This is a genomic window from Thalassospira sp. MCCC 1A01428 (assembly GCF_002115825.1).
Taxonomy (GTDB): Bacteria; Pseudomonadota; Alphaproteobacteria; order Rhodospirillales; family Thalassospiraceae; genus Thalassospira.
Window position 1 is genome coordinate 1 of sequence record NZ_JFJZ01000068.1, and the last position, 15,904, is coordinate 15,904.

The 15,904-nt window shown below is 54.8% G+C and carries 14 protein-coding genes; 2 read left to right on the forward strand and 12 right to left on the reverse strand.

Annotation, left to right across the window (positions count from 1 at the left end):
- A partial coding sequence (locus THS27_RS24345) for a helix-turn-helix domain-containing protein (protein ID WP_139835733.1) occupies positions 1-551 on the forward strand: 551 nt, incomplete at its 5' end.
- 198 nt (positions 552-749) lie between these two features.
- Positions 750-1,610 carry a MipA/OmpV family protein gene (locus tag THS27_RS24350; RefSeq protein WP_168184997.1) on the forward strand — a complete coding sequence of 287 codons (861 nt, stop codon included), beginning with the start codon at positions 750-752 and terminating at the stop codon, positions 1,608-1,610.
- Between the two features lie 57 nt (positions 1,611-1,667).
- On the opposite strand, the gene THS27_RS24355 is transcribed toward THS27_RS24350, so the two are convergent.
- From THS27_RS24355 to THS27_RS24410, 12 genes are all read right to left on the reverse strand, one after another.
- Complete coding sequence (locus THS27_RS24355; RefSeq protein ID WP_085595349.1) at positions 1,668-2,933, reverse strand: beta-ketoacyl-ACP synthase; 1,266 nt, start codon at positions 2,931-2,933, stop codon at positions 1,668-1,670.
- The gene (gene fabG / locus THS27_RS24360) at positions 2,930-3,655 is read right to left on the reverse strand and encodes a 3-oxoacyl-ACP reductase FabG (RefSeq protein ID WP_085595351.1); all 726 of its coding nucleotides are present in this window, start codon (positions 3,653-3,655) and stop codon (positions 2,930-2,932) included. Before fabG ends, THS27_RS24355 begins: the two co-directional genes overlap by 4 nt.
- A 53-nt stretch (positions 3,656-3,708) precedes the next feature.
- Positions 3,709-4,212, reverse strand: a complete 504-nt coding sequence (locus THS27_RS24365) for a 3-hydroxylacyl-ACP dehydratase (RefSeq protein WP_168184998.1) — start codon at positions 4,210-4,212, stop codon at positions 3,709-3,711.
- A 7-nt stretch (positions 4,213-4,219) separates the two neighbouring features.
- Entirely contained in the window at positions 4,220-5,560 is a 1,341-nt protein-coding gene (locus THS27_RS24370; protein WP_085595355.1) for a beta-ketoacyl-[acyl-carrier-protein] synthase family protein, read from the reverse strand.
- Complete coding sequence (locus THS27_RS24375; protein WP_168184999.1) at positions 5,557-6,267, reverse strand: DUF3261 domain-containing protein; 711 nt, start codon at positions 6,265-6,267, stop codon at positions 5,557-5,559. Before THS27_RS24375 ends, THS27_RS24370 begins: the two co-directional genes overlap by 4 nt.
- Positions 6,264-7,502 carry an NAD(P)/FAD-dependent oxidoreductase gene (locus tag THS27_RS24380; RefSeq protein ID WP_168185000.1) on the reverse strand — a complete coding sequence of 413 codons (1,239 nt, stop codon included), beginning with the start codon at positions 7,500-7,502 and terminating at the stop codon, positions 6,264-6,266. Before THS27_RS24380 ends, THS27_RS24375 begins: the two co-directional genes overlap by 4 nt.
- Entirely contained in the window at positions 7,489-9,861 is a 2,373-nt protein-coding gene (locus tag THS27_RS24385) for an MMPL family transporter (RefSeq protein WP_085595361.1), read from the reverse strand. The genes THS27_RS24380 and THS27_RS24385 overlap by 14 nt, the downstream gene beginning before the upstream one ends.
- Positions 9,858-10,496 carry an outer membrane lipoprotein carrier protein LolA gene (locus THS27_RS24390; protein WP_085595363.1) on the reverse strand — a complete coding sequence of 213 codons (639 nt, stop codon included), beginning with the start codon at positions 10,494-10,496 and terminating at the stop codon, positions 9,858-9,860. The genes THS27_RS24385 and THS27_RS24390 overlap by 4 nt, the downstream gene beginning before the upstream one ends.
- The gene (locus tag THS27_RS24395) at positions 10,493-10,900 is read right to left on the reverse strand and encodes a thioesterase family protein (RefSeq protein WP_085595365.1); all 408 of its coding nucleotides are present in this window, start codon (positions 10,898-10,900) and stop codon (positions 10,493-10,495) included. The genes THS27_RS24390 and THS27_RS24395 overlap by 4 nt, the downstream gene beginning before the upstream one ends.
- On the reverse strand, positions 10,897-12,486 hold the full coding sequence (gene hutH / locus THS27_RS24400) for a histidine ammonia-lyase (RefSeq protein ID WP_085595367.1): 1,590 nt from the start codon (positions 12,484-12,486) through the stop codon (positions 10,897-10,899). Before hutH ends, THS27_RS24395 begins: the two co-directional genes overlap by 4 nt.
- Positions 12,467-14,212, reverse strand: coding sequence for a glycosyltransferase (locus THS27_RS24405; RefSeq protein WP_085595369.1), 1,746 nt, complete (start codon positions 14,210-14,212; stop codon positions 12,467-12,469). The genes hutH and THS27_RS24405 overlap by 20 nt, the downstream gene beginning before the upstream one ends.
- Positions 14,212-15,904, reverse strand: a 1,693-nt coding sequence (locus tag THS27_RS24410; protein WP_085595371.1) for an AMP-binding protein, incomplete at its 5' end; no start/stop codon positions are given. The genes THS27_RS24405 and THS27_RS24410, both read right to left, overlap by 1 nt.

Here is a 15,904-nt window from a genome sequence, read left to right on the forward strand (position 1 = left end):
AAAACGAATCGGAGCTAAACCGACACGGCGACTCGGCTTCAAGGCACCAGGCCGCGGTTGAACCAGAGGCGGTTTTGCGCCGGGATGAAGCTGTATTTAAGGCATCACAACAGGTTGCCGATCGCGCTGATGGTATCGAGCCCGGTACGGAAGAACGCGCGCGCGGGGGGGCGGACACCCTGCCACGCCCCCTTCTTGACGAGGACGACGCCCGGCGTGCGCTTCGACGCTTACAGGTTATTCATAATCAGGGCGACCTGCTGCATGACCCGATGATATCGTTGCCAAAACTGGCGCGTGCCGTTGGTATTTCCCCCAACCAGCTATCCTATGTTTTGAATCACCATATCGGTCAGAACTTTTTTGACTATGTAAACAGCGCCCGTATTGCCGAAGCCCGCCGTATTTTGCTTGATCAGCCTGATCGGCCCATTCTTGATGTGGCGCTGGAGGTTGGTTTCAATTCAAAATCGACATTCAATCTGGCATTCAAAAAAATCACTGGCGAGACCCCAAGCAGCCTGCGCCGTAAGGAAAACGTAACGTCCTAATGCGCAATAGGACGTCATTTGGCGACCGAGATTACCCGCAAGGACGCCAGGTTGCCATAAAACAGGCAAATTGGTCTGATCAACACGGTACTGAGCAAACAACAAAATCGTTCAATATCCGATCACAATGACCAATAACGGAGAACTCGTTTGGACATGAGACTGCATCATATACGGTATTGCCTGGTGCCCGCGTGCATGGCAATGGTTGCTCTGCCTGTTGCGGCACGGGCCGAGGACAAGCCGCCTATGTCCCAGCCGGGGCCAAACCCGGCAAATGACATGCTGCATAATAATGGGTCGGCAGGGAATAATACCGAAACCACCATGCCCAATCATGACGGTATTTCTGCCGGGAACGCGTCCTATAGCGATCAGTGGTTAAAAGGTCGTTGGCAGTTGGGTGCGGTTGGCAATGTCGAGACATCGCCCTATCGGGGTGCCGATGATTATGACCTGAGTGGCTTGCCCTGGATCAGCTTTGATAGCGAACGTCTGCATGTCGGGATTGACGGGATCAAGGCGAAAATTGTTCAGGGTAACTGGGGCAGTGTTTCGATTTTGGGTAACTTGCGCCAAAAGCCGTTCGATGATGATGACAGCTCGTATCTACGTGGTTTGCATGATCGGGACTGGGCGTTTGAAACCGGTGTTGCCTATGACCGCAAGGTTGGCCCAGGTGATGCCCATATCGAATATTTGCACGATGTAAGTGGTGAACATGAAGGCCAGCAGGCCGATGCCACCTATACCGTGCCGTTTCAGACCGGGCGTTTTCACTATGAAGTGGGCGGCGGTGTTATGTGGCGCGATTCCGATTTGAACAATTATTATGTCGGGGTTGAACCGGGCGAAGCCCGTGCCGATCGCGCGGCATATTCCGCCGACAGCGCCTTTTTGCCGCATCTTGATGCATCGGTTGGCTATCAGTTGACCCAACAAATGATCGTACGCGCCAATGCTAGTGCAACCTTTTTGCCTGACGAATACAAGGACAGCTCGATCATTGATGAAGACGTAATTTATGGTGTTGGTTTGGGGCTGGTTTACCAGTTTTAACCCGACGTCAGGTTATGGACAGTATTTGGGCAGCGCATGAAATTGTGCTGCCCAAATTTATTTGACCATTGCATCGGTCGCGCGCAGCACAAGCGATGTGTTAATGCCGCCAAAAGCAAAGTTATTGGACATGATATGGTCCGTTTCAAGCAACCTTGGCGTTTCCATTATATAGTCCAGATCTGCGCATTTCGGGTCGACCTGTTCAAGGTTGGCGGTGGCGACAAACCGTCCCTCGCGCATCATTTCAATGCCCAGCCACGCCTCGATGGCGCCACAGGCCCCTAATGAATGGCCAAAATGACCTTTCAGGGTATGAATGGGCACTGCACGGTTAAAGACGGTCCGGGTGGCGATGCTTTCGGCCAGATCGCCGTGGTCTGTTGCAGTACCGTGGCCATTAACAAGGCCAATATCGCTGGCTGACAGTTGCGCATCCGTCAGTGCATTTTGTAGGGCGATTTGCATTTTATCAGCAGCAGGCTGGGTAATATGCGCCCCGTCGGAATTGGTGGCAAAGCCGACAATTTCGGCATAAATCGGTGCGCTGCGTGCCTTGGCGTGGCTGTATTCTTCCAAAATCAGGGTGCCGGCCCCTTCACCAATCACCAGCCCGTCACGCCGTGCGTCATAGGGGCGGGGGCTGTGGCCTGCATCATCGTTGGCGGTACTGGTGGCAAATAATGTGTCAAACACCGCGACCATGGTGGGGCAAAGTTCTTCGGCCCCGCCTGCAATCATCACATCCTGCATGCCATATTTGATGGCTTCATAGGCATAACCAATACCCATGCTGCCCGATGTGCAGGCGGTGGATGTGGGAATGATACGGCCACAAATACCATATAAAACGCCAATATTAACTGCGGCGGTGTGGCTCATCATCTGGATATAGCTGGTTGCGGTAATGCCGTTTGTTGATCCGGTTTCAAATAACCGGGTAAAGCCCAAAACCGGCGGTGTGCTGCCAAAGGATGACCCATAGGCAATGCCCATTCGCCCGCCACGTAAAGTGGCGGTTTCGTCTCGCAAACCGGCATCGGCCAGGGCGCTGTCGGTGGCGGCCAGCGCCATTTGTGCCACCCGGCCCATACTGCGCAACTGTTTACGGTTAAACTGGCCTTTCAGGGAAAAATCATTAACCGGGCCAGCCAGTTTCGTGTGCAAATCATATTTGCCATCCCAGTCATCCATGCGGCAAATGCCGGTTTCGCCAGCCTCCATGCGGGCACGGATGGTGGGCCAGCTGTTGCCAAGGGCGGTGATGCCCGACATGCCGGTTACAACCACGCGGCGCGGAAATGCAGTTGAAGGCTGGCTCATAACATGCCGCCATTCACGCTGATGACCTGACGGGTGATATAGGCGGCATCGGGACCGCATAAAAATGAAATGGTCCCTGCGATTTCATCGGTTTTGCCAAAGCGACGCAACGGGATCATGGCGCGCAAGTCGGCCTCGGGCAGATCTGCGGTCATTTGGGTTTCGATAATGCCCGGTGCCACGGCATTAACCGTAATATTGCGTTTCGCCAGTTCCAGTGCCAGCGATTTGACCGCGCCGATAATGCCTGCCTTTGACGCCGCATAATTAACCTGCCCGCGATTGCCTGCCAGCCCGGCAATGGATGTGAGGGCCACAATCCGCCCCGGTTTGCGCCGCTGCACCATCGGCATGACCAGTGGTTTGACGACATTGTAAAAACCGCCCAGATTGGTGTTGATCACGATGTCCCAATCGTCATCTTCCAGTGCTGGAAATGCCCCGTCGCGGGTAAGCCCGGCATTAAGAACCACGCCGTAAGGGGCACCATATTGGGCGATATCCTGTTCAATGGCAGTGCGGGTTTGGTCACGGTTGGCGATATCAAACTGTATGAGCCGGGCCTGCTGGCCGCAGGCGGCAATATCATCGCATACGGCCTGTGCGCCGGCATGGTCTGAATGATAATGAACAATGATATCAAAGCCATCGCGGGCAAGACGGCGGGCCGTTGCTGCCCCTATTCCCTTGCTTGCGCCTGTTACCAGTATGGTTTCTGTCATGGGTTCTTACGGTTTGTGGTCGAAATATATTTGGAATGGCGGGTTGTTAACTTTTACGTGTCTGGCTGATACACGTTTACACGCGCGCTGACAATCACCTGTTGGTGGCAACGGACCGTGCCGTCAAACACGCCCATTTCGCCGTCTTCAAAGACGTTTTTCACCGTAATTTCCAGCCGGTCACCGGGTTTGAATGCATCAACTGCCAGTGTCATTTTGCGCGTTCCTAACAGATACCCGATTTTGGGTTTGGCATCGCTGGCACTGGCACTGGCACTTGCTTTTTGTGCACGCCAGCCGCTATAGGCCGAAACAGTTTGCGCAATATATTCAATACCAACATAACCCGGCACGCCATCGTTTGCGTCGCAAAACATGCTGTCGGGCTGAATGGTGACTTCGGCTGTCATGCTGTCATCATTTGCATTAAGGATGCGGTCGATCAGCAGCATCGGGGTCGCGTGCGGTACCAGTGTTGCCACCGGCGGAAATGCCGGGTGTGAAGGTGGTGCGGGCGGAATGGACATGGTGTTGGCCTTGTGCAAGTCGGCGGTCATTGTCGTTCTACGATATGTTTTCAGGTGCGCTGGCATGATGCCAGCCTTTTGCCAGAATAACGGCCGCATTGCTGCCACCAAAGGCAAAGGAATTGCTGAGCATCGCGTATTTTTCACCCGGCGCAACACGGTTGTTCTGATCGGTGACCAGCATAAGGTCGGGCAGGTTATCATCGCGGGCACCATCCCAGATATGGCGGGGCAGGCGCGGGCCGTGGCTTTGCCCATCCCGACCACCCGTCGATACATCTGTTAGGGCCAGATATAAAATTGCGGCTTCAATGGCACCGGCCGCGCCCAATGTATGCCCGGTCATGGGTTTGGTCGAACTGACCGGGACGTTATCGCCAAACAGGTCATGAATGGCCTTGGCTTCCATGCTGTCGTTAAGCGGGGTTGCGGTGCCATGCATGTTTAAATATGCAATGTCCGATGGCTGCAAACCAGCCTGGTCAAGTGCCTGTTGCATGGCGGCACGTGCCCCAATACCGTCGGGGTGGGGCGCATTGGGGTGATGGGCATCCGATGTTTCGCCCACCCCTAACAGGGCAATATCGGCCTCGTCACGCCGCATCATGAAAACAGCAGCACCCTCGCCAATGTTAATGCCATCGCGGTTGGTACTCATGGGGGTGCAAAGCCCGGCCGCGACGGATTGCAGGGCGGCAAAGCCCGCAATGGTCAGGCTGCATAAACTGTCCACCCCGCCAATCAGCACGGCATCGCATATTCCGGCGCGGATCAACCGTTGCCCCGCCGAAAATACCTTGGCACTGGACGAACAGGCAGTGGAAATAACATAGGACGGGCCATTTAACCCCAGGGCTTCGCGCAAAAAATCGGCCGGGGCACCAATTTCCTGGCCCGCATAGCTGAAATTTCCGGGCAAGGCCCCTTGTTGCAGATAGTGCCGGTAGGATTGTGTGCCTTCATCAATGCCCGATGTGCTGGTGCCCAGAATAATACCGATCCGCCCGGGCCCATAGCGGGCAATGGTTGCCTCAATGCACTCACTGATCTGGCCGGTGGCGGCCCAAAGCAGGCGATTGTTGCGGGTATCGTGGTGGTGCAAATGTTTGGGCAGTGCGGCGGGTTCATCGGGCACCATGCCAACGGTGACGGCACGGTCGGGCAAAAAATTATTGCTTGTTACCATGTTGGCGGGCTGATCACCAAACAGGGTGTCGCGGGTTTCCTCGCAATTCATGCCAAGGGCTGAAACAATGCCCAGGGCATGAAGAAAACTGACCGGGCGGCGCTGGCTGGTGGTTTGTTCATCAGCGCTGCCCGGTTTGGTGCCGTTATTTTCAGGCGTGGCGCTATCCCCCGAAAAGCGCCGCGTCGTCATTGCGTGCCGATCCGCGATGAACGGATGTGCAAGGCATAGTCATCGCGAATGTTGGAAAGGCTGGCATCGCCCTGCCAGCGATCATTTGCCGGATAGCTGATGGTTGTATAAGGGGTATTGTCATCATCTTCGTTAATCACCGCGATCTGGCGATTATCGGGATTGGATACCAGCACCATGTTGGATGGCAAGGCATCGCGCAGAATTTCGGTCGGCCAATAAACCATCATGATATCGGCCAGCATTCGGGCCGGGTCAAAGGCGGCTGGCATCCAGTCAGCACGTTGAAAATCAAGCTCGGTGCGGCTCCAGTTGATTTGCATAGCGCGGCGTCCCATCGGGTCGAGCATCACCATGCGGACATGGCCAGGGGCCAGACTCAGGCGGGCTTCAAAATCGGCAGACTGGCCGTTTTGCCAGGTGGCATGGACTTTTTGGGTTACATCAACCTTGTTGGCATCGAGCGGCCACGGTATTTGCGGCAGCACAAACAGGGCATTATTATCGCCATTCAGCGCGACGATATGGTCCGGTTCAGCCGCGTTTAACGCCGCCTCGTGCCGTTTGACATGTTCTTTTTGCGCGGAATTTGACAGATCAAACGCACCAAGATCAATCGAGCCAAGATCAAACGGCAGTTCCATCGGTTTTGCACAGGCTGTTGTTAGCAGCGCTGTGGCGATTATCAGGGCGTGACCAATTTTCACAGGCATAACTCGTGTAACAGGTTCAAATAACGGTCTGTCTTGGCGACCAGCGGGTTTTCGATATTCCAGGCGTATCCGGCCAAAATCGAAACGACCATGCGTTTTAACTGCAGGTCCCGTTCGGGCTGGTTAAAAATAATCTGTTGCAGGCGGCCATCGTACCACGCTTCGACATAGGATTTGAACGTGGCAATGCCTGCCCCCAAGGGGCGGGCAAAGCTGTTTTCCCAGTCCGGATCGCGGCCCTGATGGCGGTTGATCAGGGTTTTGGCAGCAAGTTCGGCAGAATACATTGCAATGGTAACGCCCGAGGAAAAGACAGGATCCAGAAAGCCTGCCGAATTTCCCAATAAAACGTAACCATTGCCATAAAGCTGGTCGGTGGTGACGCTGTATCCGTCAATCGCCCCCAGGGGCCGGGTTTTTTCGGCCCGGCCTAAAAGCGGCCCTAGGCCGGTTTCACCCACCAGTTGGTCAAACAGGGCGGCATCATCCGCTTTCTGGTTCGTGTCGGTATTATCTTGCGGGTAAACCACGCCAAGTGATGACGTGCCATCGGCAAACGGGATCAGCCAGTACCATATGTCGTGCCGGGTTGGATGCACCGTGATCAGGATTTTTTCCCGATCATAGGTGGCGTCGGTAATATTGTCGCGCACATGGGTATAAAGGGCGCGGCGCGACAGCATGGTGGCGGTGTTTGCCTGTCCCAGCATTTTGGGAATGACCCGGCCATATCCGCTGGCATCGATCACAAAACCGGCATGAATTGTGCCGTGTTCACCGGTGTCATTTTCAAAATCCAGCTGGCAGTCACCATCGGCAAGGCGGGCATTGATAACCCGGTGTCCAAAGCGTACATCAACGCCGGCTTCAGCCACGGTATCAATCAGGATTTTGTCAAATTCGCCGCGTTTAACCTGAAAGGTCGTGCCCCAGCCGTCATTTTCAAACCGGTCGCGAAAATCGATGCTGCAATGCTGGTCACCCCGGGTAAAGGCGGCACCATTTTTAAACTGGAAGGCGGCGGGTTTGGCATGCTCGACCACGGTTTGTGCCAGCCCGCATTTTTCCAGCACATTCATGCAAAAGGGCAGCAGGCTTTCGCCAATAACAAATCGCGGGAAACGGGATGCTTCCAGCACAATCACCGACAACCCTGCGTCATGCAGGAATTTTGCACTTACGGCTCCGGCTGGTCCGGCACCGATAATGGCAATATCAAATTTGGTCATCGGCTGTGCCATCTTTCGTCATCAGGGTGTCGGGGTTGGTTTGCTGCGCATCAGGTATGCCTGCCGGGTTGGCACTGCGTCGCCCCGCCATTACCGGGGCCAGTACCCAGGCCGCAATCAGGCCAATGGCAATGACAATGCCAATTTCGCTGACCAGTGGTACTGAACTGGTTGCCAGCAGGCCAAAGGCGAGAACGCTGCTGATCAGTGACAGCAATACTGCCAGGCTGGTATCCTGGTCGTGGCTGCTGTGGCGGCTTTCGGCCAAAAACAGTACGTAATCGGCCCCGATGGCAAAAACCAGAAACAGCGCCATGGTGGTGAAAAAGTTATGGGGTACGCCCAGCGCAAAACTGCCGGCAAGCGCACATAAAACAGCCCCGGCAGGGGCACCAAAAACACAAATGCCATCGCGTAACCCATAACGGAACATCGCCAGCACCAAAGCGGCAAACATGGCAACGCCAAGGGCCAGATAGGCCCAGTGCCGATATTGTCCGAACAGTTTGGAAATGGCACTGGCAGGGTCGATCAAATGGGCGTTGTCGATGTCCTGCAGGGCGTTTTTTAGCGCGCTTACATCCTGCACACCGCGCAGGCGGACCAGGTCGCTGTCGCCGGATTGCAAATTTGCCAGTTCGGGCAAAACATGCAGGCTGGCGTCATCGGGCCGCAAAAAGGATGATGTCGCTGATGACGGCAGTTTTAGATCGACCGGTACAATAGCAGCCAGCTTTGGCCCATAGGGCTGATACAAACCGGTTTTGACCAGATCAATATTTTCGGCCTGGCGTTTTTGCGACGGGATAATATCGGCAAGGGTCACCATGCCATCCAGTGCGCCGTTTTTTAGCAAGGGTGTTAAACGGGTGCGCAAGGCTTCTTCGGTTTGCAGGCGGTTTTCGGCGGTGGGGCCATCAATGCGTAAAAACATCGGGCTGGCCCCCATGCCCAGAATGTGGCGGATGGTATTGGTTTGCGCAATCAGGTCAGTATTGCCGCGGCCAAGATTGCGAATATTGTCGTCGCCTTTAATAAAAAAGGTGCTGGCACCAAAGCCCGCCAGAATAATCACCACCAGCGATAACCGACCCCAGGTGGGCGGGGTAATGCGATATTGCACATATTGCAAGATCGCGACACTGCGGCGGATCGGCAGGTAATTGCGCACCGGTTGTACCGGCAAAAACGGCAACAGAAAAATCACCGTCAGATAGGCACCAATCAACCCGGCAACCGAATATATTGCAATCTGGGTTAACAGGATTGTGGGGCTGATTGACAGGGCGGCAAACCCGACAACCGATGTTAGCAAGCCCAATGTCAGCCCCGGTAAAATAAGGCGTAATCGCTGGTGTGCGCTGCCCCGTGCCGGGTCGATGCTGACATAATGCAGGGCGTAATCAACCGCGATCCCAATCAGGCTGGAACCAAAAACCATCGCGATCGCATGGACCGTGCCAAAAATAATGGTAATGGCAGTAATACCCGCCAGAATACCACTTGCCAGTGTAATGAGTGCGGCGAGTAACGGCCCCCACGAAAAAAACACCAACCCGACCATAAAGACAATGCCACTGGTTGCCAAAAGGGCAATGCGCTGTACATCGGCCTTGGCATGGCTGGCTTCGGCGGCGGCAAAAAACACCTGGCCGGTGCGGGTAACGTTAATGTCTGAATTGCGGTTCAGGGCGTTTACAGCAGTGTTGGCATCGCCAACCCATTGAGCATCGCGGTCCGACCCTGCCAGTCGCGGATCAAGCGATGCCACCACCGGCACGTAATAGCGACCATTTTGCGAGACAACACCGCCACCTTCGCCCATATAACCGGCCAGTGCGCCCAGATATTGCGGTAATAATGAAAACGGGTCCTGTTGCAGGGATCTGGCGTTAACGGTGCTGGCAGGTGAATACAGGTTTTGCACCGTACGCTGGTAAATTTGTCCGCCTTTGTCGGCCAGCAATGTTTTGCGGTCCTGCGGAGACAGCAGGGCCGCAGCATGGGGCTGCAAGAATGCCATTAATTCGGGCAGGCGACCCGCACGGTCATCTGGCGTGGTGACTTTCTCGGTGCCGTTAATCCATGATAAACGACCGGCAAGGTCGGCCGCAGCATTGGTGGCGCGGTCGCGATTGGGGGCTGAGACCATAAAAATGGCCTGGCGGGAATCTTGTGCCAAAATATGGCGTACCGCGTTGATGTCGTTAAATTTGCCAGTATCGTCAGGGTTTTCCTGCCCGATTAGCGAAATAAAGTCGGAATCAATGCGGGTGTGACCGCCGCCAATTTGCCAGGCGCACCAGGCGGCAGCCATTACCAGGCACATAATCCAGATTGTGGCGTGGCGACCTGTCATTTAGAGGCAGCCTTTGGCAAAAGATCGGCTTTTTCTTTGGGCAGGGGCAGGTTTTCGGCGTGCTGTTGGGTCAGGGTGATATCGTCAAAATCGCCACCGGGTTTGTTCAGGCGTACCTGTTGGACAAAGGTATCGCCGGTGGCAATAATATCGGTGATTTGCCCGCCAATCGCGCTTTCACCAAACGGGGTAAGTTTGACCTGCCATGTGGTATCGCCAGGCGGTGAAAATTCAACATGAAACCGGTTTTCAAGCGCCGACCAATTGCCCGCCAATACCGATGAAATCAGATCAACAAAAATGCCAAATTGCGCCGCGCCGGTGCCCAGGCGGGTACGGTCGCCATCGGCATCAATGTTCACAATGCCGCCCGGCCCCAAAACAGTGGTACCGGGAAAGGGGGCATTGGTTTGCCAAATCAGGCCGGCACCAGGTACCAGCACGAATTCGCCTTGCGATTTTAAACCGTCGTTAAATCCGCTTAGATGCCGGTTCATGGTGAAATCACCGCGCAAATACTGGTTCTTTTCCAGGGCGACGACGCCAGGGCGAGCATGGACGGTCAGGGGGGTACCCAGCGCACAGATAACCGACCCGGCCAAAAGCAGGGAACGCATAATACGGGCAAAGGTCAATTCATCGCCTCCAGCTTGTCGATCAGGAAATCGGGGCTGCGAAACAGCATTTCGCCGCTGGCCTTTTCAACAGCAACCTGGATGGTAAAACCCTTGGTCAGCTTTTCACCAGTTTGGGCATCCGTGATCAGGTAACTGATTTTCATCCTGTTTTCATATTCGATCAATGTGGCGGTGGTTTGTATTTTTTGCCCAAATCGACACGGGCGCACATATTTTACCCGCATGTCGACAACCGGCCAGACATAGCCCGACGCATCCATTTGCGGATAGTTATAATCGATCAGATCGAGAAGCGCACAGCGGGCCTGTTCAAAGAACTGCACATAATTGCCATGCCAAACCACATTCATTGGATCAAGGTGATAAAACTGGATGGTTTCAGTAACGCTGGCGCTGATCATGATGCTGCTGCCTCGTTAACTTTATCGGCGGCGTAAAGCGGCCAATGGCGGGCCTGTATGCGGTCAATTAATGTGCGCAAGGTGCCTTCAAGGGGCCGGTCTTCGTCGATAAAGGCGATATCATCGCCAAGGGCAGCCAGAAAGTCCGTGACATCATCGCCAAGCTGATCAGGCGAAATGCTGCCTTGTTGCAAACGTAAAACCATTGCCTGTCGCACCGCAATCAGCAAGGCCGATGCCACCTGTTCGGTTAACTGCAAAACCCGCAAACAGTCGCGCGCGGCAATGGTACCCATGCTGACCTTGTCCTGGTTGTGGCATTCGGTCGAACGCGAAAAAACGCTGGCGGGCATGGTGTTTTTAAGGGCTTCCGCCGTCCATGCCGAGGCCCCGATTTGCACGGCCTTCAAACCATGATTGATCGACGCGCGTTCCGTCGCCGAACCTGACAGGTTGGACGGCAAGCCATGATTGAATTTGGTGTCGACCAGCAATGCCAGTTGCCGGTCCATCAGATCTGCGAGATTGGCGATCAGGGTTTTCATGCCATCGGCAACAAAGGCGACGTGCCCGCCGTAAAAATGCCCGCCATGCAAAATGGTTTCGTCATCAATATCAATCAACGGGTTGTCATTGGCGCTGTTAAGTTCGGTTTCCAGCGTGGCGCGAAAGGTTGGCATCATATCGGCCAAAACGCCAATCACGTGGGGGGCACAGCGAATGGAATAACGGTCCTGCAAACGGGCGGGCTGATAGGTTGCCCCCAGATCGGCAAGGTCGCGTGCGATATGCGCCGCGACTTGCGCCTGGCCGGGGTGGGGTTTGGCGGCAAACAGGCGGGCATCAAAATGGGCCGGGTTGCCATGCAATGCAATGGTGGCAAGCGATGTGATGCGTGCCGTCAGGCGGCATAAATAATCGGCACGGGCAAAGGCCTGGCACATCAGCGCTGTCATGACTGATGTGCCATTCATAATGGCCAGGGCTTCTTTCGGGCGCAGGGTTAACGGCGTTAAATTGGCTTTTTCAAGCGCGATGGCAGCGGGTAACCGTTCGCCCTGCATCATAACCTCGCGTTCACCAACAAGGGCGGCGGCAATATAGGAAAGCGGGGTTAAGTCGCCACTGGCACCGACCGACCCTTCTTCGGGAATGATCGGGGTGATCCCATGATCAAAAAAGGCGGTTAACAGTTCCAGCAATTGGGGACTTACGCCGGAATATCCGCTGCATAGCGATGCAAGGCGCACGCCCAGAACGGCCCGGCTGGCGGGGATGGACAATTCACTGCCAAGGCCGCAACCGTGAAAACGGCTAAGATGCAAGGGCAGTTCGTCAACCAGTTCGGGGGGGACACGGCGCAAGACAGAATCGCCATATCCGGTGGTCACCCCGTAAATATGGCCATGTTCGCGCAATTCCCGATCCAAAAAATCAACCCCTTTTTGAATGCGGGCGCGAAAATCCGGGTCGGTGGAAAGAACGGCATTTGCCCGTCCTTCGGCCAGATTGACGATATCTTCGATGGTCAGTTTCTGGCGGCCAAATTCAACATTGAGGACGGTATTATTGTTCTTGTTGGTCATCTTTATCCTTTGGGCGGGCCCAGAAATCGAAAAAATTGTACCATTGCATCGGATGGGCGCGCACCCGCGGTTCCAGCCAGTTCATATATTGTGTTGCATATTTTGTGATGGCTTCAACGCGTTTTCCACGTGGTAACACCATGCGGTCAGTCAGTTTTTCCCAGGCCACTGTAAACCGGCCATTTTCGCGCCAGGCGGCAGCCATATAAACCGGGCATCCCAGCAAATGGGCCAAAATAAAGGGCCCTTGGGGCAGGGGGGCCGGGTCGTTCAAAAACGGCACCATCACGGTTTTATCACGCGCACCTATGGCCACGCGGTCGGCGGCGATAACCACCCATTCACCCTGTTCTACCTTTTGGCTTAGCATGATGGCGGTATCAGGGCCAATTTCGCTAACCTCGATCAGATTGACCTGGGATTCAGGTGCCAGTTTTTGCAAAACCTTGCCAAACCGGGCGGCATTTTTTTGATGGAGCAACACATTAACGCGAAAATCGCGGTCACGGCTGGCAAGGGCGCGGATCATTTCGATATTGCCAAAATGCGATACCAGCAAAATAATTGCCCGGTCCTTTGGCAAATAGGAAAAAACGCCGTCATGCCCATCGGGCAAAACAACATCATCCATTTTCATTTCGCCGGACCAGCCTGCAACCTTGTCGAGGGCAGCTTCGCCAAAACACCAGAAATGACGAAAACTATCGCGCCAGCGTGGCGGGGCCGTGCCATTTACCCGTGCCATTTTTCGCAAATATTTTCGCGATGCCTTGCGCGCGGTTTCGCCGGTCAGAAAGAAATAAACAATCACCGGAAACATCGCACCCAGGCACAAATAACGCCCGCCGGTTTTATAGACCCACCCTAAAAACCGCATTCCCCAATACATGCCGCGTTCGTCGATATCAGCCCAGTGCTGGTTCCGATTGTTATGGCGTTTGTTGGACGCGGTAGCAGCCCGGGAATTGGAATTATTCCTGGTGGCGTCGGGTTGCCATTTTCCGCCCTGTAAAACAAAGTCGGGCAGGCGTGCAAGCATCCCCAGCACCAGCCGGATATGCATCAGCGTAATCAGCACGTTATCGTCCCACAGGCGGAAATTGGAAATATTGCCTTCCGGGTAAATAACCCGAACCGGGATGCTGATAACATCGGCCCCGCGCCAAAACAGGCGCACCATAATTTCGGTGTCGAAATCCATCTTTGCGCCGACGCCTTCGCGTTTCCATACATCAAGCGATGTATCGATAGGGTAAACACGAAAACCGCACATGCTGTCGCGAATGGCAAGGGACAGGGTTTCGACCCATACCCACACATGGGTTGCCCAACGGCCCAGCTTGCGTGCGGTCGGCACACTGTCATCATAAACAGGTTTGCCGGTGATGATGGCATTTGGATGCAGACGGGATGCTTCCAGCAGATCGGGGATGCGGTCCAGGTCGTGCTGGCCATCGGCATCGACTTGCAGGGCGTGGGTAAATCCCTGGCGCTGCGCAATGGCAAAGCCGGTCATGACGGCAATGCCCTTGCCCCCGTTTTCATCGAGCCTATGAACAGTGACGGCATTGTTCGGATCATGCAGGGCGGCAATGACATCGCGTGCCGGGGCATCGGACCCGTCATCGACAATGATCACCGGCAGGCCGCAGGCGCGAACCGCTGCCACCACATCGGCAAGGGGGCGATGATGGTTATGGGTAGGAATAACCGCACAAGACTGCATCAGTCCGCCTTTGAAAACTTGATGATACCACTGGAATAACTGGTGTCAGTGCCAGAATAGGTGAATTTAACCTGACCTCGAATGCGGTCGCATTCCAAAATAAGATGGATCTGGTCATTCGGGGAAATGACCTTGCGGTATTTTAGCTGGGTTATTTCGTGTGGTGTGATCACAATATCGAAAGCGATGCGGGCATAATGAACGGCCCAATGCAATTGCACAACGCCGGGCAATACTGGTGCACCGTTAAAATGCCCCTGAAAATAAAGCAGTTCCGGTTCTATACGCATGTCAAACCGGGCCAGATCATTTTCAACGGATTGCCCGGCGATGGCCGGAAGCACGATGGGCTGGTTTGATATGGCATGTGTTTTTGACGGAACTGGCATCGGGGCGGCTATGGTTTCCGGGGGGGCGGGTTTATCAAACAGGGTGCGCAGCACATGAAGCGGTTTTTTACCCTGGCTGTCTGTGGGGATGGTGCTCACAAACCGCCAGCGGCGCGGCAGGGCAGCGTCGTCTTCGTGATGCGCAATATGGGAACGGAACGTTTGGCCGACGCGAAAGGTGCCCAGTTGATCCAGGCAGGTTTGTCCTTTCGGGGTTAAAACCACAATGGCGGCAAGCCGATTGTCGGTTTCGTCGGGCAGCAGGGCGACGGCATCTTCAACCCAGTCGTGGTTTTTTAAATGCGTTTCAACCCGGCTTAGCGATATGCGTTTTCCTTCGATTTTCACCACCCGGTCGGCCCGGCCCCGCAGCCGGAACCGGTGTGTTTTTCCGGTTTTGTCAAAAACGGCGCGGTCTTCGGTATGATGCCAGTTTTCGCCGTCAATATGGGGGGCGGCAACCATCAGGCAGCCAGCCTCGTTTACGGCGGCTTTTACATCGGGCAACGGTGTCCATGGGGCGTCGGGTATGGTTTGCTGGCGCCAGGCAATGCCGCCGGTTTCAGTGCTACCCAGGATTTCGGTTGGCCAAACGCCAAAGGTGATGTGGCTTTGCGCGGCGGATGGCTGGTCCAGCGGCCCGCCTGAACAAAAAATACAGGCCGGGTGTGGGGCCTTGTTCAGGTCCGGGTGCAAGCGTTGCAAATGGGCCGGGCTGGCAATGATGATATCGCCAGTTTTGATATCGGCAATGATATCTTCCCAGAAACGGGCCTGCGTGGCGATAAAAACCCGCCCGGTCATGACCGGCCAGATCACGCGAAACAGCAACCCGTATATATGCTGGTGGGATACCAGCCCTAAAAGGCGGGCATCAGGATTTAACCTGGCTTGCCATAACGGGGTTTGCATGGCCATCTCGGCTTCAAGTTGTGCCAGGGTCTTGCAAACTGCCTTTGGTGCGCCCGTCGAACCCGATGTGTAAAATGTCGCGCGGCATTGTCCCGGCGCGGGTAAGGCAGCATGGTCATTGGGCAGGGAGGAGGTGAATGATGCCAGAATGTGACTGATTTTGGCATCGTCAAGAAACAGATCGAACTGGCTGGCAATTTCATCCAGATAGCCTGGCTTGTCGCTGGCAGGTAAAATTGCGTGGCAGCCCGCCTGCCAGATGGCGGCGAGGCCGGTTAAAAATAACCGTGCGGACTGGCAGTGAAGGGCAATGTTTTTAACATTGCCTTGGCCGATATAATGGGCAAGTTCATGAATATTGGTGGCCAGCTGGTAATCCGCCCGGAAAATA